The 15,622-nt window shown below is 66.1% G+C and carries 28 protein-coding genes and 2 tRNA genes; 21 read left to right on the plus strand and 9 right to left on the minus strand.

The features are described 5' to 3' along the window. Nucleotides 1-25 precede the first annotated feature (25 nt). From ACKN61_RS07905 to ACKN61_RS07945, 9 genes are all read right to left on the minus strand, one after another. On the minus strand, nt 26-709 hold the full coding sequence (locus ACKN61_RS07905) for a hypothetical protein (protein WP_408953018.1): 684 nt from the start codon (nt 707-709) through the stop codon (nt 26-28). After that, complete coding sequence (locus tag ACKN61_RS07910) at nt 706-942, minus strand: hypothetical protein (protein ID WP_408953019.1); 237 nt, start codon at nt 940-942, stop codon at nt 706-708. Before ACKN61_RS07910 ends, ACKN61_RS07905 begins: the two co-directional genes overlap by 4 nt. Next, nucleotides 929-1,195, minus strand: a complete 267-nt coding sequence (locus tag ACKN61_RS07915; RefSeq protein WP_408953020.1) for a hypothetical protein — start codon at nt 1,193-1,195, stop codon at nt 929-931. The genes ACKN61_RS07910 and ACKN61_RS07915 overlap by 14 nt, the downstream gene beginning before the upstream one ends. Continuing rightward, nucleotides 1,192-1,644 carry a hypothetical protein gene (locus tag ACKN61_RS07920; RefSeq protein WP_408953021.1) on the minus strand — a complete coding sequence of 151 codons (453 nt, stop codon included), beginning with the start codon at nt 1,642-1,644 and terminating at the stop codon, nt 1,192-1,194. The genes ACKN61_RS07915 and ACKN61_RS07920 overlap by 4 nt, the downstream gene beginning before the upstream one ends. Then, the gene (locus tag ACKN61_RS07925; RefSeq protein WP_408953022.1) at nt 1,641-1,958 is read right to left on the minus strand and encodes a hypothetical protein; all 318 of its coding nucleotides are present in this window, start codon (nt 1,956-1,958) and stop codon (nt 1,641-1,643) included. The genes ACKN61_RS07920 and ACKN61_RS07925 overlap by 4 nt, the downstream gene beginning before the upstream one ends. Next, complete coding sequence (locus ACKN61_RS07930; protein WP_408953023.1) at nt 1,955-2,284, minus strand: hypothetical protein; 330 nt, start codon at nt 2,282-2,284, stop codon at nt 1,955-1,957. The genes ACKN61_RS07925 and ACKN61_RS07930 overlap by 4 nt, the downstream gene beginning before the upstream one ends. A 70-nt stretch (nt 2,285-2,354) precedes the next feature. Further along, on the minus strand, nt 2,355-2,549 hold the full coding sequence (locus ACKN61_RS07935) for a hypothetical protein (RefSeq protein ID WP_408953024.1): 195 nt from the start codon (nt 2,547-2,549) through the stop codon (nt 2,355-2,357). Then, a complete protein-coding gene (locus ACKN61_RS07940) occupies nt 2,546-2,905 on the minus strand; it encodes a hypothetical protein (protein ID WP_408953025.1) in 360 nt (119 codons plus the stop codon). Before ACKN61_RS07940 ends, ACKN61_RS07935 begins: the two co-directional genes overlap by 4 nt. A gap of 192 nt (nt 2,906-3,097) precedes the next feature. Further along, complete coding sequence (locus ACKN61_RS07945; protein ID WP_408953026.1) at nt 3,098-3,430, minus strand: helix-turn-helix domain-containing protein; 333 nt, start codon at nt 3,428-3,430, stop codon at nt 3,098-3,100. A gap of 104 nt (nt 3,431-3,534) precedes the next feature. Here ACKN61_RS07945 and ACKN61_RS07950 point away from each other — a divergent pair, with 104 nt between their 5' ends. The 21 genes from ACKN61_RS07950 to ACKN61_RS08050 all read left to right on the plus strand — a co-directional run bounded on the left by ACKN61_RS07950 (nt 3,535) and on the right by ACKN61_RS08050 (nt 15,620). Then, nucleotides 3,535-3,753: a hypothetical protein gene (locus ACKN61_RS07950; protein WP_408953027.1), complete on the plus strand. Its 219-nt coding sequence runs from the start codon at nt 3,535-3,537 to the stop codon at nt 3,751-3,753. A 320-nt stretch (nt 3,754-4,073) separates the two neighbouring features. Continuing rightward, a complete protein-coding gene (locus ACKN61_RS07955) occupies nt 4,074-4,490 on the plus strand; it encodes a hypothetical protein (protein WP_408953028.1) in 417 nt (138 codons plus the stop codon). Beyond that, a complete protein-coding gene (locus tag ACKN61_RS07960) occupies nt 4,487-5,155 on the plus strand; it encodes a DNA methyltransferase (protein WP_408953029.1) in 669 nt (222 codons plus the stop codon). Before ACKN61_RS07955 ends, ACKN61_RS07960 begins: the two co-directional genes overlap by 4 nt. Continuing rightward, a complete protein-coding gene (locus tag ACKN61_RS07965) occupies nt 5,152-6,015 on the plus strand; it encodes a YdaU family protein (protein ID WP_408953030.1) in 864 nt (287 codons plus the stop codon). Before ACKN61_RS07960 ends, ACKN61_RS07965 begins: the two co-directional genes overlap by 4 nt. 28 nt (nt 6,016-6,043) lie before the next feature. Then, on the plus strand, nt 6,044-6,574 hold the full coding sequence (locus ACKN61_RS07970; RefSeq protein WP_408953031.1) for a hypothetical protein: 531 nt from the start codon (nt 6,044-6,046) through the stop codon (nt 6,572-6,574). Next, nucleotides 6,571-6,888 (plus strand): hypothetical protein, encoded by a 318-nt coding sequence (locus ACKN61_RS07975; protein ID WP_408953032.1) that lies wholly within the window; start codon nt 6,571-6,573, stop codon nt 6,886-6,888. Before ACKN61_RS07970 ends, ACKN61_RS07975 begins: the two co-directional genes overlap by 4 nt. Beyond that, nucleotides 6,885-7,250 carry a hypothetical protein gene (locus ACKN61_RS07980; RefSeq protein ID WP_408953033.1) on the plus strand — a complete coding sequence of 122 codons (366 nt, stop codon included), beginning with the start codon at nt 6,885-6,887 and terminating at the stop codon, nt 7,248-7,250. Before ACKN61_RS07975 ends, ACKN61_RS07980 begins: the two co-directional genes overlap by 4 nt. After that, on the plus strand, nt 7,247-7,627 hold the full coding sequence (locus tag ACKN61_RS07985) for a hypothetical protein (protein WP_408953034.1): 381 nt from the start codon (nt 7,247-7,249) through the stop codon (nt 7,625-7,627). The genes ACKN61_RS07980 and ACKN61_RS07985 overlap by 4 nt, the downstream gene beginning before the upstream one ends. Then, complete coding sequence (locus ACKN61_RS07990) at nt 7,624-8,145, plus strand: hypothetical protein (RefSeq protein ID WP_408953035.1); 522 nt, start codon at nt 7,624-7,626, stop codon at nt 8,143-8,145. The genes ACKN61_RS07985 and ACKN61_RS07990 overlap by 4 nt, the downstream gene beginning before the upstream one ends. 82 nt (nt 8,146-8,227) lie before the next feature. Further along, nucleotides 8,228-8,302: transfer RNA gene (locus tag ACKN61_RS07995), tRNA-Ile, on the plus strand. 6 nt (nt 8,303-8,308) lie between these two features. Beyond that, a tRNA-Asp gene (locus tag ACKN61_RS08000) sits at nt 8,309-8,383 on the plus strand. Nucleotides 8,384-8,609: 226 nt separating this feature from the next. Beyond that, nucleotides 8,610-9,245, plus strand: a complete 636-nt coding sequence (locus ACKN61_RS08005; RefSeq protein ID WP_408953036.1) for a glycoside hydrolase family 19 protein — start codon at nt 8,610-8,612, stop codon at nt 9,243-9,245. Further along, nucleotides 9,242-9,616, plus strand: coding sequence for a hypothetical protein (locus ACKN61_RS08010; RefSeq protein ID WP_408953037.1), 375 nt, complete (start codon nt 9,242-9,244; stop codon nt 9,614-9,616). Before ACKN61_RS08005 ends, ACKN61_RS08010 begins: the two co-directional genes overlap by 4 nt. Beyond that, entirely contained in the window at nt 9,613-9,978 is a 366-nt protein-coding gene (locus tag ACKN61_RS08015) for a hypothetical protein (protein ID WP_408953038.1), read from the plus strand. Before ACKN61_RS08010 ends, ACKN61_RS08015 begins: the two co-directional genes overlap by 4 nt. After that, nucleotides 9,971-10,168, plus strand: coding sequence for a hypothetical protein (locus tag ACKN61_RS08020; protein WP_408953039.1), 198 nt, complete (start codon nt 9,971-9,973; stop codon nt 10,166-10,168). Before ACKN61_RS08015 ends, ACKN61_RS08020 begins: the two co-directional genes overlap by 8 nt. Further along, nucleotides 10,168-10,569 (plus strand): hypothetical protein, encoded by a 402-nt coding sequence (locus ACKN61_RS08025; RefSeq protein ID WP_408953040.1) that lies wholly within the window; start codon nt 10,168-10,170, stop codon nt 10,567-10,569. Before ACKN61_RS08020 ends, ACKN61_RS08025 begins: the two co-directional genes overlap by 1 nt. A 2-nt stretch (nt 10,570-10,571) precedes the next feature. Next, a complete protein-coding gene (locus ACKN61_RS08030; protein ID WP_408953041.1) occupies nt 10,572-10,928 on the plus strand; it encodes a hypothetical protein in 357 nt (118 codons plus the stop codon). Further along, nucleotides 10,928-11,356, plus strand: a complete 429-nt coding sequence (locus ACKN61_RS08035) for a hypothetical protein (RefSeq protein WP_408953042.1) — start codon at nt 10,928-10,930, stop codon at nt 11,354-11,356. Before ACKN61_RS08030 ends, ACKN61_RS08035 begins: the two co-directional genes overlap by 1 nt. Further along, a complete protein-coding gene (locus ACKN61_RS08040) occupies nt 11,331-12,776 on the plus strand; it encodes a phage terminase large subunit (protein WP_408953043.1) in 1,446 nt (481 codons plus the stop codon). The genes ACKN61_RS08035 and ACKN61_RS08040 overlap by 26 nt, the downstream gene beginning before the upstream one ends. Then, on the plus strand, nt 12,773-14,713 hold the full coding sequence (locus tag ACKN61_RS08045; protein WP_408953044.1) for a hypothetical protein: 1,941 nt from the start codon (nt 12,773-12,775) through the stop codon (nt 14,711-14,713). The genes ACKN61_RS08040 and ACKN61_RS08045 overlap by 4 nt, the downstream gene beginning before the upstream one ends. A 67-nt stretch (nt 14,714-14,780) precedes the next feature. Further along, nucleotides 14,781-15,620, plus strand: coding sequence for a hypothetical protein (locus ACKN61_RS08050; protein WP_408953045.1), 840 nt, complete (start codon nt 14,781-14,783; stop codon nt 15,618-15,620). Nucleotides 15,621-15,622: the final 2 nt, after the last annotated feature.

Raw genomic sequence — 15,622 nt, forward strand, 5'->3', positions numbered from 1 at the left:
CTGGGGTGGTGGGTGGGGCGGTGGGTTACTCGAAGCCGGCCGAGCAATCCGAAGACGTCGAGGTGTCGGCGGTCGCCGCGGTGTCCGCTTCGACGCAGCTCGGTTCCGGTTCCGGCACGCCGGCGAGCGGCTCTTGTCGCGGATCGACCGGCCGCGGCACGTAGAGGGCGGCGAGGGTGTCTTCGTCGAGATCCGGGGTTTCGGCGGTGATCGGCTCCAAGCCGAAGCCCTGCGCAGCGGCCGCAGCTTCGACGTGGGCGCCGGCGCTGTGCTGGCGCTGTTCGGCCTCGGCCCTGCGCTGCGCGCCCTGCGCGGTGGCGGGCGGGTTCCAGAACTGGCGCGGATCCGTGTCGCAGTCGGCGAGCTCGATAGCGAGCGAGCTCGGCGAGTCGTCGTCGGTGAGGCGCATGAAGCCCCTGTTGCGCTCCAAGCGGCCGGTGGTGTCGCCGGTGACATAGGCCGCCTGGAAACCGCCGACGGCTTCCGCGGCGGTATGCATCGCCTGTTGAACGATCAGCGCGTCGCGGTGCTGCTCGACAGACGGCAACACCGGCCGCAGCGAGGGCGCTCCGGGCACGCTCGACAGCGCCTCGGCGATGGGCTTGATCTCGGCGAACTCGCTGCAATTGCGCTCGGCGCGGGCGCCGATCTTCGCGAGCAAAGCGTCGGACAGGGTTGCAACGAGGGTGATGCGGATGGTCTGGCTCACGTCGTGGTGCTCCTTCGGGTGGTCGGGAAAGGGGCGACTCGGCCCGCGACCGTGGCCGCGCTTTGCGCGATGTAGGCGTCGCGCTGCGGCAACAGGCCCTTGTCGGGGTCGGTCGATTCGTGGTCGGTGGTGAGGGGCGCGGTGATCGCCGGCGCCGGCGTGACGCCGCGGCGGCCGCGTTCGAGCATCGAGCGCGCGAGTGCGCGGTCGAGGTGGGGGTTACGGGTCGGCACGGCGGGCACCCTCAAGGCAGATGCTGACGAGCCAAGCCGCGCCGCCGGCGAGCGCTGCGCATGCCAACGCGGCCGGCATGCCCTTCGGTGGCGGGGTGATCGGCGGCAGGTAGACCAGCGACACGACACCCCAGGCCAACGCGCCGAGCGCGGCGTAGCAGACCGACATGGCGAGGTAATCGCGCCACGTCATCGGCAGCGCCGCGGAGAGCTCGCGGCCCGGGCGCGGGTTCTGTTCGAGCTGGGCAGTCATGGCGCGCGCTCCAGGCGGTCAAGCACCGTCAGCAGCTCGTCGGCGAAGCGGTTGTCGCCATAGCCGCCCAGGTCGCCATGCACGACGCGATGGCGCAGCGCCGCGGCGGTGGTCTCTTCCGGCGACCACTGTCCTTCGAGGCCGTAGCACGAGCAGTGCGAGCCGTTGACTTCGTAGAGATTGCCGTCGTGGCGGAACAGTACGAACGCATTGCCGGAATAGCACTCGTAGGCGTAGCTCGCGAGCAAGATCTCGACGCCCTTCCAGCGCTTGTTTTCCAACTCGGCGGCGAGCTTGGAGCGTTCTTCGTTCCAGAACTCGACGTTCGCGTAAGGCGCTGATTCCGCCTTGAATTCCGCAGCGCTGATGCACAGCCCCGCAAAGTCGGAAACGAGCTGCTCGAACCCGCTCTTTGCCCAGTCGTGCAGATAGATCGGCGTTGCACTCATCGCGACACCTCGACTTCGCCGTCGGCGTTGGTGGTGAGCAGGGACGGGACCGCGCACCGCGGCCGGAACAGACGCAGCAGGCCGCCGGTCTTGCGGTCGAGGTGGCGTTGAATGCCGCAGACGTCGTGCGCGAAGTTGAAGTCGTCGGCGGCCGCGAGCTTGCGGAGATCGAGCGCGCAGCCGTTGAGGTGCGTCGCGGTCAGATCCATTTCCAGCGACAGGCGGTCGGTCAGCAGCAGGCCGGCGCGCGCGGCGCGGTGGGCGATGTGGTCGATCAGTAGCGCGTCGGCGCGGGTGGCGTTGAAGCGGATCATGCCGCCACCTCGGCAATTGCCTCGTGCGCGACGTCCACGGCCTGAGCCAGTGCGTCGGACAGCTCTTCGAGATCCATCGGATCTGGGCCGCCAGCCCGCAGGGCGCGCGACAGGCCGCTGATCTGGTCGAGGGCCGCGAAGAGCTTCGGCGCCGCTGCCATGAGCCGAGCGTTCGCAAGGGTCTCGTCGGTGTTGTCACCGAGAACAACCGCGATCCGCAACGTCATGTCATCGCCCAGGATCACGACGCAATTGCCGCCGTAATCGCTGTAGTCGCCGTGCTCGCAGGCATGCCACGGTGCTTCCGTGATGTTCGGCGCGCTCATGACTGCCACCCGAAGCGCACGAGTGCGATTGCGGCCGGCGCGAGCGCGTAGCAGATGCAGGCGAGGGCGTTCATGCCGGCACCGCCTGCGACCGCAGCATCACGCGCGCGGACGTCGCGGCGACGATCAGCGCGTCGAGCTGCTCGGCGGTGAGGGTCAGCGACACCGTGGCGTGTGCGGTATCGATCCAGACGCAAGGCTCGTCGTCCTGGCAGCGAACGCGGACATGACGCTCTTCGCCGAAAATGTGGGTGTGAGTGCTCACGCGGCATGCTCCAGCGCCGTCGCCGGCGCGATGTCGTTGGGAAGGGGGGCCGGGGCCATCGCGCGGGCGCGGGCTCGGCGGTAGGAAGCGAGGGCGGTCGGCGCCAGCAGCGCGGCGAGCTCATCGCCAGGGCGGCGGCTCATGCGCAGCGCGGCGCGGCGCTCGGTCTGGAGCACTTCGAGCGGATCGAAGGCGCTGGCGCGGACGTAACCGCGGCCGCCGCAGGTGCAGCAGGTCAAGCGCTCTTCGAGCTGCGGGTCGCGGCTCCAGTGCGTGAGGACGTGGTCACCGGCGCCGCCGCAGTCACCGCAGGCGCGATAGGTGATCCCGGCGGCGGTGTAGCAGCGGTTCGCCATGACCTGATCCCGTTTGGCCAGAAGTGGCCGACGGGTCAATTATGCATAGCGCATAGATTTGAGCAATGCATAGCGCATAGGAATCTATGCGTAACGCGCAGATTTCCGACGAACGGCACTTATCCACAGGCACAAAAAAAGCCCCGCTCATGGCGGGGCGTGCTCGGTGACTTTTGCTGCTACAGGATGGAATTAAGGGCGCGGTTTCATGCTGCGCACGAGCGCAAGAACTGCCTCGCGTTGCACTGCCGTTAGATCACGCATTTCCCGAACGACCGATGCGTCGATGGGATCCTCGGCTATCTCTACTTCGTCGCCAGTTAGGGAATTCAGGTCCGTTTGCAGCACCACACATAAGGCTTTCAGGTGCTCCATGCTTCTTACTCCGCGATTGCCGTTGAACCATCCGGCGACCGTGGAGTAGCCGACGTCGTGCCCCAGCTTGTTTAGCTGGACGTGGACGTCTGCGACTGACATGCCTAATTCTTCTCGCCGGGCGGTGAGATTTTCAGATAGTCGGCTCATAGGCTGAGACCTTCGGACCAGCCCGGAGCGTACGGTTACCGCTTGCATAGGGTGTATGCGTTATGCATACTCGCCGCCAATGCGTAACGCATAGCGGAGCCCCAATGGACGCGCGCAAATACTGGGAAACCTACGTCGAGCGCCACGATGGCGCGGCCGGCGTAGCGGCCCACCTCTCGATCCCCTACAGCACCATCGCCGGAATCTGCAACGGCAGCCGCGGAATTGGTCGCCGGCTGGCCGAGCGCATGGCCGAGAGCGATCCGCTCTTGGACGCGAAGGTGCTGGTCTGGGTGCAGCCGCTTCGGAAGCAGGCCGCGTGACGTGGCCGCCGGGGCGCGCGAACCGTTCCGCGTCGTCTCGTGCGAGACCGGCGTCGCTTGGACGATCACCGGCATAGCACGCAGCTCAACGCCGCATCGCGTCTGGGTCGAGCTCGAACACACCGTTTCCCCGCCGATGGCGGTCGCCGAGCTCTTCGCTCGGCTTGCGATTCCCTTCGATGCATCGGCCGGGGAGGGCTGCGCACCGTGATCGCGCTCGCTCCCCGGCCTTCCTTCCTTTCGATCTAACACGGGCTCGGTCCTTCTGGGCTGGGCCTGCATTTCGCCTCGAAACCGACCACCAACGGAATTCAATTCACATGGCCGCCGTTGCAACTGACCTCAATTTGCGAATCCGTCGGCCGATTCGGTCGATCCCCGAGACCGATTTCCACAAGCTCAACACCGAAGCCGCGGCGGTGCGTTACGCCTGCGAAAACAGCGGGCTTCAAGACAAGTCCATCGCCATCGAGATCGGCACCGATGCCGGCACGCTGTCGAAAGCGAAAGCAGGGCAAGCCCGGCTCAACGAAGGCAACCTCGATGCGCTGATGGATGCGACGGGTAGCGAAGCACCGCTCTTTGCGTGGCTGCTGCGCCGCGGTTACGACCCCCGCAGCCTTCGCCGCATCGAGACGGACGTCGAGCGCGAGAACCGCGAGCTGCGCGAGCGTGTCGCCGCGTTGGAGCATGAGCGCGAGATCGAGAAGCGCCTGATTCGGGAGCTGCGAGCATGAGCCGAACGGAAGTGATCGGCAATGCAACGCTCCACCTCGGAGACTGCCGCGAAATCTTGCCGGCGCTGCAAAAGATGGGCGCGCTCATCACCGATCCGCCCTACGGAATTCTCAACCTCGCTGGCGAAGGGTCTACGCCGGCGGTGCGGAAGTCGCCGCGGCAGCAGGGCTCCGGCGCGTTGAAAAACCGCATCCTTAACCGAAGCGATGTTCGGTGGGACGTGGCCCCGGACGTCGACACGCTCGCGCTGCTGATGGCTGCCGCGCCCGTGCAAATAATCTGGGGCGGTAACTACTTCCCCTTGCCGCCGACGCGCGCGGTGCTGGTCTGGGACAAAGAGCAGCCCTGGGAAAACTTTTCGCAGGTCGAGCTTGCTTGGACGAACCTCGGTCGCCCCGCGGCGATCTTCCGTGAGAGCGCAACGCGGGGGACGCCCGGCAAGGAACACCCTACGCAGAAGCCGCTTTCGCTGATGCGCTGGTGCGTGGCGCTGGCGAAAGGAAGCGACTCGATCCTCGACCCCTACATGGGTAGCGGAACGACCGGAGTCGCCGCGGTAGAGGCCGGCCGGAAGTTCGTCGGCTGCGAGGTGGACCCCGCCTACTTCGATATCGCTTGTCGTCGCATCGATGACGCGCAAAGGCAGGGGCGGCTAATCGCGTGAACTATTACCCGCGCTATCCCGCGCACTACATGGCGAAGACGCTGCATCTGACGATGGAGCAGGACGGCGCCTACACGCGGCTCATGGATTGGTGCTACGCCAACGAGCGGCCGATCCCGCACGCCTCGCGCTACGCCATCGCACGCGCCTCGAAGGCCAGCGAGCGGGCCGCGGTCGATGCCGTGCTCGCCGAGTTCTTCAACGACGCCGCCGACGGCTGGACGAACGACCGGATCGAGAAAGAGATCCGCAAGGCCGCCCCGAAGATCGAGGCCGCGAAAGAGAACGGGCGGAAGGGCGGGCGACCCCGAAAGGAAAAACCCACCGGGTTTATTTCAGATAACCCACTGGGTTTTGAAAACGTAACCCAAACGGAACCCAGCGAAAACCCAGGGCGAAAGCTCCCCAATCCCCAATCCCCAGAAGAAGCAATAAACCTCTCTTCGGATAGCACGCAGGGCAGCGACGCCCGGCTCGCCGGGGCGACCGACGCGGGCCGCGCGTGCCTGCTGATGCGCCAAGCCGGTTGTGCTCGCACCAATCCCGGTCACGAAGCGCTGCGCCAGGCGCTCGCCCTTGGCGTCACCCCGGAAACCCTCGGCCACACCGCCGCCGAAGCCGTCGAGCTCGGCAAGTCCAATCCCTTCGCCTGGGCGATCAGCGCCGCCGTCAGCCGGCACCAGCAGGCCGCCCAGCAACCCACCGGAGCACCCTATGCAGCACGCATCCCAACTGGCCGCGCAAGCCTTGTCGAACGCGTCCGCCAGCACGAAGCCGACGGCAATGCCCGCGACGGCTACGGCCACGCCGCCGAGCCGGACGACGACGCGATCCCCGGCGAAGCCTTCCGGGTCCGTTGACCCCGTAACCCGTCGCCTCTGGCTCCGCATGGCGGAGATCTACGGGCACAAGTGGACGTCGGCCAACGGCGAGACCCCGGAGAAGGGCAGCGGCGAGACCTGGGCGAAGGCCCTGGCCGCGCTCACTGTCGAGCAGATCGCGCAGGGCATCGAAGCCAGCGTCGCCACCGGCGATCCGTGGCCGCCGACACTGCCCGAGTTTCGGATGCGGTGCTTCGGAATCCCGAGCTTCGCCATGGTGAACGACGAGATCCTCAGCAGCGCGCACGCCGACCGCTCGCCGTTCGCCCGGTTCGTTTGGCAGCACATCGACGGGTGGCGGCACCGCGGCGCTACCGAGCGCAAGGCGGAGCAGATGCGGCGACTCGCCTACGACGCTGCGGTCGCCAAGGTCATCGCCGGCCATCCGCTGCCGGAGCCCGTCGCCGGCGAGCTCGAGCTCGACAAGGTTAAGAAGCCCCGGAACCTGCCCCTATCCCGCGAGGAACGGGTCGAGCGTATGCGGCAAGTCTTGGGCCCCGACTTCAATCCCGACGCCGCCGGCAGGGTGACGCCGTGAGCGCCGGTGACGTCCACGCCTTCCGCGCCTGCGGTTGCAGCGACCAAGAGATCGCGGCTTTTGCCGGCTCGCCCGGCGCTTCCTGGGGCTACTCGCCCGAGGTTCCGACCAAGCCCGGGCTGTATCTCGTCGGAACCTTCAGCCCGACCCCGCGGCCGCTGCTGCTGCATTGGAGCCGGGATAACCGCGACTGGCGCCACGGCGTTCGCCTTGAGCGGGTCGATGCCTTTTACGGTCCGATCGATCTGTCGCCCCTGCATCCGCCGGCATCGCCCGCGCGCGCGCGCGACCCCAACGGGAGCAAGACCCGATGAGCAACTATCCCGACCCGAACCGCTACTCGCTTTTCTGGCCCGAGCGCGCGGCCGAGCTCACCCGCGCGGTGCCGAGGGTTCAGGTGGATGCGGCCGACGCCGCGCTGATGCAAGCGCTGCACGACCCCGAGAATCAGCCCTCGCAGTGGGGGACGGTGCCGGTTGCGATGGCTAAGGCTTCGCGCCGCGAGCGCATCGCCACCGCAGCATTGCAGGCCATGGAGCTACCGGACGGCGGCAAATACTCGGCGCATCACTGGAATATGGGGATTCCGCAGAGCGAGGCCGCACTTGCGGCGAAACTGGCCGTGGTCTACGCCGACGCCCTGATCGCCGAGTTGGACAAGGGGCCGCGGCGATGAGCCGTGCCGTCCGCATGGCAATCCTTCCCCTGCGCATCGTGTCGGTCTCGAACCTGCGCGAGTGCTGGCGGGCGAGGGCGCGACGGACAAAGGCGCATCGCGCCGCGGCCGCGGCGATAGGCCCGCTGCCGGCGCTGCCGGTCGTGGTTTCGTTATCGCGCATCGCGCCGCGGCAGCTCGACGACGACAACTTACGCACGGCGTTTAAGGCGCTGCGCGACGGCATCGCCGCGCGTTACGGAATCCCCGACAACGACAAGCGGATCCGTTGGGAATACGACCAAGAGCGCGGCAAGCCGAAGGAATACGGCGCGCGCGTGACGATTTGTGAAGTAGGCACGCCCGACATGTTCGAGGCGTCAAAGGGGAAGCGATGACGGAAACCGAGTTTGAAAATCTGCTTCGCGTGTGGGGCTACGCCTTCGGGCCGCACCGCGCGCAATTCACCGACCCGGCGCTCACCGGCTACGGCGATTCGCCGCTGTCGCGTATCGGGCAAACCCACATCATCCGGCGAACGACGACGATGGATCGCGGCGGCACGGACCGGCGCATGGCGATGGGCGCCGCGGCCGGGCTGCTCGCCGACGACGGCAGCACGCGGCCGGTGCCGCGCTGGGCCGCTGATCGGGTCGCCTTCAGCGAGACCCGCACGTCGCGGGCAAAGCTGCTCACGCTGGGCGATCAGGATTTCGCGCCCGAGGTCTTGCAGGTCGAGCGGGCGGCGAAGTCGCTACAGCGCTCCGACGACCTGCTCGGGCGCGTGCTGCGCGCGGAATACTGCACGCTTGGGAGCCAGGGCCAGAAGGGGCGGCGGTTCGAGCTGAGCCGGAACGCCTACCGGGAGAGGGTCGCCGAGGCCCGCGGATGGATGCGCCGGGAGCTTGCCGCTTGACAGTAGGACGCTGACGTGCAGAATTCTGCCATCGTCAAGAATTCCCCCCGCGGCTCGCCCTCACCGGCGGGCCGTTCGTTTTTGCGGCGTAGCTCAATGGCAGAGCAGCGGGCTCATAACCCGCCCGGTGTAGGTTCAAGTCCTGCCGCCGCGACCATTCTCCGGTGCCGTGGTTCAACGGCGAGAATCCCCGCCTGTCCAGCGGGGGATAAGGGTTCGATTCCCTTCGGCACCGCCACATTCGCCCCGCTTACCTCTCTCTCTCTCCGAAGGTACGGCCGGGAAGGGGCGCATTGACGGCCGGGAAAGACCGGCACATGACCGCTTGACAGGTGTCCGCGCCGCGCTTGCGCGGTGTTCGGGTTCGAGTCCCGACGGGTGTGCCCGGTTCGAGTCCGGGGGCGGTTAAACCTATCCCCAAGCCCTGCGAGCAATCGCGGGGCTTTCGCGTTTCTGGAGCTCCGATGTTCTCGATCACTCCCGACTTGCTGGTCTCGGCCGTCGGCTGCACGCGCACGCTCGGCACCACCTGGGCCAAGCACGTTGCCGAAGCCTGTCGGCTGGCCGAAGTCTCGACGCCGGCGCGGCTCGCGTTCTTCCTGGCGCAGATCGGCCACGAGTCGATGGGCCTCTCGCGCACGGTCGAGAACCTCAACTACTCGGCCGAAGGGCTGCTCGCGACGTGGCCGAAGCGCTTCAGCGCGGCGACCGCGGCGCAGCTCGCGCGCAAGCCGCAGTTGATCGCCGAACACGTCTACGGCGGCCGCCTCGGCAACCGCGAAGCCGGCGACGGCTGGCGCTACCGCGGCCGCGGCCTGATCCAGAACACCGGCCGCGCCAACTACGAAGCCGTCCGCGATGCGCTGCGCGCCGTAGTGCAGCCGTGCCCGGACTTCGTGAAGGATCCCGACGCGCTGGCCGAGCCGCGCTACGCCGCGCTCGCCGCGGGTAGCTACTGGAAGGCGCACAACCTCAACGAGCTGGCCGATAAGGGCGATTTCGACGCATCGACACGCCGGATCAACGGCGGAATGACCGGCGCCGCCGACCGCCGCGAGCGTTACGACCGAGCCAAGCAAGCGCTGAGGGCGATGCGATGAGCGCCGATACCGTGAAGGCCGTCGCCGGCATCGACTGGGCCGCCGTAGGCGCGTCGGTCGCCGCGGTCGGCGCCGTCGCCGGCGGGATCTGGGCGGCTTGGCAGAACAAGCTGAAGACCGCGGCGCAGACCCGGGCCGAGGTGGCGGAGTCGAATGCGTCCACCGCAGTCGCAGACGCGCAGCAGACGGTTTACAACCTGCTGAAAGAGCGCGTGACCACGCTCGAAAACGACATGCGGACGGTGCGGCAAGAGCTGGCCGAGGAACGCAGCCATTCGCGCAAGCTGGTCGAGCACATTTGGACGCTCGAAGGGCTGATGCGGGAAGCCGGCATGACGCCGCCGCCCTTCAACCCGGGCAGCAACGCATGATCAGGCTGTCACTTACCGGTTATCTCATCCTCGCGATGATCGCCTCGGCCGGCGTAAACGTCTTCCTCGGCTATCGATTGGCCGGAGCGTCGCAGCGCTGCCGCGCCAACATGGAAGAGGCCGCAAAGATCGCCATCCAGGACGAGCGCAAGCGCGCGGCGAAGGACGAAGCCACGGCGACCGAGATCGCCGACCACACGAAGAACGAAGCCCGCGATGCGGTCGCGGCCAGCCAAGGAAACACCAATGACCGCGAAGGCGCGATTCGTACTGTGGTTGTGCATGGCGATTGCCGTATGCCTGCCGGGCTGCCAAGCCTTCAGCCGGCTATCGACGAAGCTAACGCCGCCGCGCGTGACTGACTGCATCGAGGATCCGGTCGGCGTGTACCCGAACGAGCCCGCCGAACCGGCGGCGCTCACCGACCGCTACGTCGTCGAGCTGCGGGCCTGGGCGAATCGTGTGCTCGGCATCGCAACGGCAGATCGCATCAACTGGCGCGCGGAACGGCGCTGCATTCGCCGCTTGAAGGCTGAAGGATTGGTGCGCTGATGGCCTGGAAGAACGCTTTCGCGATTGGCGCCTGCACGGTCGAGGTGTGGTCGAACGCCATCACCGGCGATTTCCATCTGATTCCGCCGGGCGAGTACGGCGAGTACGGAATTTCCGTCGAAGTTTCGACCGCTGGTGTCGTCACCATGACCGCGCCGAACATCGGTGGTTCCGGGTTCAATTACGAGGTCCGCATCGTTCCGTCGTATCCAACGCAGGGGCGGGCGGTTCGTTTGGCGGTTGCTGAAAACCCCGAAGAGTCACCCGATTATCGGTATCCGAACTGGAGCGGCGACCCAGTCGTAATTGATCCCGACGTCGGTTGGGAAACGCCGTTCTTGTTCACGCCTAAAGGACCGTGGATCTGGGCGGGTTATAGATCCGGAAGGACGGGGGTGTAACGATGGCTTTCGTCATGCGTGTTGCCATCGAAATCGACTGGACGTCGATCATCCGGCCGATCCTGCGAACCTTCCGCGGCTATCGCTCCAGCTCCAACCCCTTCGAGACCTGGATCCGCGACGACGCGGGCCCGGTAAACCTCGACGGCGCCGAGCTGCGCGTCCGCGTCTATGCCTACGACCGCAGCCACCACGTCGCCGAAGTCGCCGGCCAGGGCAGCGCCGAAGGGCGCGTCAACTTCACCGTGCCGCGCGCGGCGGCGGACAGCTTGGCCCCGGGCCCGTATCGGCTTGAACTGCTGATGGGCCTTGGCGACGACTCGCAGACCATCCAGGTGGGGCTGCTGGAACTGATCTGATGCCCCCGAGCCTCTACGACGAAACCATTGCCGCGCAGATCATCGAGCGGCTATGCAACGGCGAGACGCTCGTCGATATCTGCAAGACCGACGGCTTCCCCGCGGTTCGCACCGTTAGCGATTGGTGCAAGAACCACAAGGAATTTAAGGAAGATTTCGATTTCGCTCGCGAGATCGGATACGACGTGATCGCGTCCGACTGCATCCGCATCGCGGACGACGGAACGCAAGATTTCGTGATCGGTGAAAAGGGTCCGGCGTTCAACGCCGAGCATGTGCAACGCAGCAAGCTCCGCGTCGAGACGCGGCTAAAGCTGCTCGCGAAGTGGAGCAAGCGCTACAGCGAGCGGCAAACGCTGGAGCACACAGGCGAAGGTGGCGGCCCGGTCCGGGCGGTGGTCAATGTCCGCATTGGAAGTAGCGATTGACCTAGCCCTTCACCCGAAGCAGGGCGAAGCGTTTCTCACCAAAGCCACCGAGGTTCTATACGGCGGCGCCGCCGGCGGCGGCAAGAGCCACCTGATGCGAACGGCCGCGATTGCGTGGTGCGCGAGCATCAACGGATTGCAGGTCTATCTGTTCCGCCGCGTTCGCGACGATCTCGTCAAAAACCACATGGAAGGCCCGAAAGGCTTTCGTGCGCTGCTCGCGGAGTGGGAGAAGAACGGCCTTTGCCGCATCGTCGAGGACGAGATTCGATTCTGGAACGGGTCGAAAATCTTCCTTTGCCACTGCAAAGACCCAAAGGACGTTTACAAGTATCAGGGTGCAGAAATGCACGTCCTGATGATCGACGAAGCCACGCACTTCACCGAAGCGATGTATCGCTTCCTTCGTAACCGCGTGCGAATGGTCGGCATCAAGTTGCCCGACGAGTATGTCGGCATGTTTCCGCGCGTGTTGCTCGGCGCCAATCCCGGCAACGTGGGTCACGCCTGGGTGAAGGCGATGTTCGTGGACTTCGCGGCTCCGATGGAGCTGCGGCAGGCCGCGAACGACGACGGCGGCATGTTGCGCCAGTACATCCCGGCGCGGCTGCACGACAACCCGAGCATGACCCGGGACGATCCCGGCTACGAAGCTCGCTTGTCGGGCCTCGGGTCGCCGGCGCTGGTGCGCGCTATGCGCGATGGCGATTGGGATGTCATCGACGGCGCCTTCTTCCCCGAGATCAGCCGGGCGAAGCATGGCGTTAAGCCGTTCGAGCTGCCGAAGCATTGGTCGCGGTTCCGTTCGTTCGACTGGGGCAGCGCGAAGCCGTTCTCGGTTGGGTGGTGGGCGGTTGTTGGCGAGGATCACACCTTGCCCGACGGTCGGGTCATGCCGCGTGGTGCGCTGCTGCGCTATCGCGAATGGTACGGCGCGAGCGCTCCCGATGTCGGGCTCAAGCTGACCGCCGGCGCGGTGGGGCAGGGCATCAAAGAGCGCGAGGCGAAGGACACCATCGCCTACGGCGTGGCCGACCCGTCGATCTGGAAAGTCGATGGCGGTCCCAGCATCGCCGAACGAATGCTCGGCGCCGGCGCGACGTTCCGCGCCGCCGATAACAAGCGCGTTGCGGGCTGGGATCAGATGCGCGACCGGCTCACCGGCGAAGAAGGCCGCCCGATGCTCTACGTCTTCGATACCTGCATGGATTGGTTCCGAACAATCCCGATCCTGCAACACGACAAGACGAGCCCCGAAGACCTCAACACCAGCATGGAAGACCACGCGGCGGATGAAACCCGCTACGCGTGTATGAGCCGTCCGTGGGAGCCGACCGACCGCAGCGAGGCGAAGCGGCAGGCCGACGACTACGACAGCGACGACGAAGACGACGACGAAGGCAACTGGAAGACGCGATGAACGAGATTCAAGCCAACACCAGCGCCGCCACCGCCGCAGACGTCGAGCCCGAGTTCGATCACGGCACGCTGTTGCTTCAGTTCGAGGAAGCGTTCGACGAGACGCGCGAAGAGCGCGAGCTCGCCGAGCGTGACCGCGACTACTACGACAACGATCAGTTGACCGAGGAAGAGCTCGCCGCGCTGGCGAAGCGCGGACAGCCGGCCGTGGTGTCGAATCGCATCGGCCCGAAGATCGACGCGCTGCTCGGGCACGAGAAGCGGATGCGGACCGATCCGAAGGCGTATGCGCGCACGCCCAAGCACGAGGCCGACGCCGAGTCGGTCACGGACTCGGTGCGGTTCGTCTGCGATCAGAGCAAGTTCAGCTCGATCCGTTCCGAAGTCGCCGAGAACGTCTTCATCGAGGGCAGCGGCGCCGCGACGGTTACGGTCCGCGTGCGCCAGACCGCCAAGGGCCCCGACTTCGATGTCGTCATCACCTTGGTGCCCTGGGACCGCTTCTACCGCGACCCGCGCAGCCGGAAGCGTGATTTCGGCGACGCGACGTTTATGGGCGTCGTGCTGTGGATGGACGAAAGCATCGCCCTGCACAAGTACAAGGGCGCCGAAGACGTCATCGCCGGGTGCTACGACGATCAGGCCAGCGTCGGCGACACCTTCGACGACCGGCCGTCGATCTCCTGGGCGGATCGCTCGCGGAAGCGGATCCGCATCCTGCAACACCGCTGGCTGCATAAGGGCGTGTGGCACACCGCAACGCTTTGCCGCGGCGGTTTTCTGCGAAAGCCGCAGGTCTCGCCCTACGTCAACGAGCACGGCGAGCCGCAATGCGACATCGTTGCGACGTCGGCCTACATCAACCGGAAGAATCAACGCTATGGCGTTGCGCGGCGCCATATCAGCCCGCAAGACGAGATCAACAAGCGCCGCTCGAAGGCGCTGCACCAGCTCAACAGCCGGACCGTCGTCGCCGAGAAGGGCGCGGTCAAGGACGTGGCTCAGGCCCGCCGCGAGGTGGCAAAGCCGGACGGCTACGTCGAAGTCAACGGTCAGATGCGTTTCGACATCGAGTCGTCGGCCGATCTCGTAACCGGCCAGCTCGAACTGCTGCGCGAATCGAAGGCGGAGATCGACGCCAGTGGCGTTAATCCGGCGTTGGAAGGTGACGCCCGCGCGCCTTCGGGCCGCGCCCAGGAAATGCAGACGATGGCCGGCCTCGCGGAAATGGCGAAGCCGTTCGAGGCGATCAAAGATTGGAGTTGGGAGATCTACCGACAGGCGTGGTATCGCATCCGCCAGTTCTGGACGGAAGAGCGGTGGATCCGCGTCACCGATAGCGAAGAGAGCGTGCGGTGGGTGGCTTTGAACAAGCCCATTACGCTGCTGGAGCAGTTGCAGCAGCGAGCGGAGCAGGGCGAGCAGATCCCGCAGTTCGATCCCAACGATCCGCGCTTGCAAGAAGTCGTCGGCGTGCAAAACCAGCTCTCCGAGCTCGATGTCGATCTGAAGCTCGAAGACGGGCCGGACTCGGTGACGATCCAAGGCGAGCAGTTCGAGGAACTGGTCAAGCTCAAGACCGCCGACCCGACGTCGATCCCGACGCGCGCGATCATCGAAGCTTCGAGCCTGCGGAACAAGAAACAGATTCTCGATTCGCTCGATTCCGGTGGCGTGCCGCCGGCGGTGCAGCAGCAAATGCAGGAACAGCAGGCCCAGCTATCGGAGCTGATGGACAAGCTGAAGCAGCTCGAATCCGGTCGCGAGATCGAGATCGCGAAGCTGCGAATCGATGCTTACAAGGCGATGACGGATCGCCTCAAGCTCGGCATGACCGCCGCGCTTCCGCCAGATGAGCCACCCCAGGACCAACGCCCGCAACTACAGCCGCCGCAAGGCGGTTTTTTTATGGGCGACGGTCCGATGACGCCGCAGTAACGGCACCGGACGCGCACGGTTTGGCGCGATACGCGACGACGGCGAGCGGTCGATGAGGAATGCAGCAATGGGCGACAACGAACGCGATTTTCTGGACGAAATGGATCTCGCTAACCCGGCCGGCGAGCCGAATGCAGCGGGATCCGAAACGGTCGAAGCCAAGGGCGAAGGTAGCGGCGAAGGCGAAGGCAGCGACGACAAGGGCACCAATCCGCCCGAAGCGCCGCCGCAACAGCCCGCGCAGCAACCGACGCCCGAGGCGGGGGCGCCGACGGCCCCGCACGCGCCGGATGGTTTCGTTCCTCTTGCCGCCTTGAAGGCGGAACGGGAAAAGCGACAGAACTACGAAACGGAAATTTCGACGCTGCGTAAGCAGCTCGAAGAACGGCCCGCATCCGCTGCGGCGCCGGCACCGCAAGCCGACACGGCTCGCGCGCCGGCGCCGCCCGCGGATTTCTGGATGGACCCGACCGGGTTTGTCACCTCGGCCGTGCAGCAGGTCAGCGCGGAGTCGCGGAATCAGCTCTATGCCGCGCTCGAAGACCACGCCCGCACGGTGCATACGGACTTCGACGACGTGATGAAGGTCGTCGAGACCGAGGCGAAGAAGCATCCCGCCATCGCGGCGGAGATTCTCGCCTCGCCGAACCCGGCGCTCGCCGCGTACAAGCGCGGCAAAGAGCTGATGCAGGTGCAGACCGTTCTGAGCGATCCGGACGGCTATCGCGCCAAGGTCGAGGCCGAAGTCCGCGCGAAGTTGGAGGCCGAAGCGAAGGCCAAAACCGACAGCGAGGCCAAGCGCAAGCAAGTCGCCGATTCCATTCCCCCCGATCTCACCGACAGCCCGAGCGGCGGCGGCAAGCCCGCCGGCGCGAGCGGGGACGTTTTTCACAAGCTCTTCGACTAAGG

Source organism: Lysobacter sp. Hz25 (genome assembly GCF_046097045.1).
Classification (GTDB): Bacteria; Pseudomonadota; Gammaproteobacteria; order Xanthomonadales; family Xanthomonadaceae; genus Lysobacter; species Lysobacter antibioticus_B.

What these genes read in the sequence shown, in the direction of transcription:
- ACKN61_RS07915 (WP_408953020.1), bottom strand. Translation starts at nt 1,195, where the DNA reads ATGACTGCCCAGCTCGAACAGAACCCGCGCCCGGGCCGCGAGCTCTCC.
- ACKN61_RS07920 (WP_408953021.1), bottom strand. Translation starts at nt 1,644, where the DNA reads ATGAGTGCAACGCCGATCTATCTGCACGACTGGGCAAAGAGCGGGTTC.
- ACKN61_RS07925 (WP_408953022.1), bottom strand. Translation starts at nt 1,958, where the DNA reads ATGATCCGCTTCAACGCCACCCGCGCCGACGCGCTACTGATCGACCAC.
- ACKN61_RS07930 (WP_408953023.1), bottom strand. Translation starts at nt 2,284, where the DNA reads ATGAGCGCGCCGAACATCACGGAAGCACCGTGGCATGCCTGCGAGCAC.
- ACKN61_RS07940 (WP_408953025.1), bottom strand. Translation starts at nt 2,905, where the DNA reads ATGGCGAACCGCTGCTACACCGCCGCCGGGATCACCTATCGCGCCTGC.
- ACKN61_RS07945 (WP_408953026.1), bottom strand. Translation starts at nt 3,430, where the DNA reads ATGAGCCGACTATCTGAAAATCTCACCGCCCGGCGAGAAGAATTAGGC.
- ACKN61_RS07950 (WP_408953027.1), top strand. Translation starts at nt 3,535, where the DNA reads ATGGACGCGCGCAAATACTGGGAAACCTACGTCGAGCGCCACGATGGC.
- ACKN61_RS07955 (WP_408953028.1), top strand. Translation starts at nt 4,074, where the DNA reads ATGGCCGCCGTTGCAACTGACCTCAATTTGCGAATCCGTCGGCCGATT.
- ACKN61_RS07960 (WP_408953029.1), top strand. Translation starts at nt 4,487, where the DNA reads ATGAGCCGAACGGAAGTGATCGGCAATGCAACGCTCCACCTCGGAGAC.
- ACKN61_RS07970 (WP_408953031.1), top strand. Translation starts at nt 6,044, where the DNA reads ATGGCGGAGATCTACGGGCACAAGTGGACGTCGGCCAACGGCGAGACC.
- ACKN61_RS07980 (WP_408953033.1), top strand. Translation starts at nt 6,885, where the DNA reads ATGAGCAACTATCCCGACCCGAACCGCTACTCGCTTTTCTGGCCCGAG.
- ACKN61_RS07985 (WP_408953034.1), top strand. Translation starts at nt 7,247, where the DNA reads ATGAGCCGTGCCGTCCGCATGGCAATCCTTCCCCTGCGCATCGTGTCG.
- ACKN61_RS07990 (WP_408953035.1), top strand. Translation starts at nt 7,624, where the DNA reads ATGACGGAAACCGAGTTTGAAAATCTGCTTCGCGTGTGGGGCTACGCC.
- ACKN61_RS08005 (WP_408953036.1), top strand. Translation starts at nt 8,610, where the DNA reads ATGTTCTCGATCACTCCCGACTTGCTGGTCTCGGCCGTCGGCTGCACG.
- ACKN61_RS08010 (WP_408953037.1), top strand. Translation starts at nt 9,242, where the DNA reads ATGAGCGCCGATACCGTGAAGGCCGTCGCCGGCATCGACTGGGCCGCC.
- ACKN61_RS08015 (WP_408953038.1), top strand. Translation starts at nt 9,613, where the DNA reads ATGATCAGGCTGTCACTTACCGGTTATCTCATCCTCGCGATGATCGCC.
- ACKN61_RS08025 (WP_408953040.1), top strand. Translation starts at nt 10,168, where the DNA reads ATGGCCTGGAAGAACGCTTTCGCGATTGGCGCCTGCACGGTCGAGGTG.
- ACKN61_RS08030 (WP_408953041.1), top strand. Translation starts at nt 10,572, where the DNA reads ATGGCTTTCGTCATGCGTGTTGCCATCGAAATCGACTGGACGTCGATC.
- ACKN61_RS08035 (WP_408953042.1), top strand. Translation starts at nt 10,928, where the DNA reads ATGCCCCCGAGCCTCTACGACGAAACCATTGCCGCGCAGATCATCGAG.
- ACKN61_RS08040 (WP_408953043.1), top strand. Translation starts at nt 11,331, where the DNA reads ATGTCCGCATTGGAAGTAGCGATTGACCTAGCCCTTCACCCGAAGCAG.
- ACKN61_RS08045 (WP_408953044.1), top strand. Translation starts at nt 12,773, where the DNA reads ATGAACGAGATTCAAGCCAACACCAGCGCCGCCACCGCCGCAGACGTC.
- ACKN61_RS08050 (WP_408953045.1), top strand. Translation starts at nt 14,781, where the DNA reads ATGGGCGACAACGAACGCGATTTTCTGGACGAAATGGATCTCGCTAAC.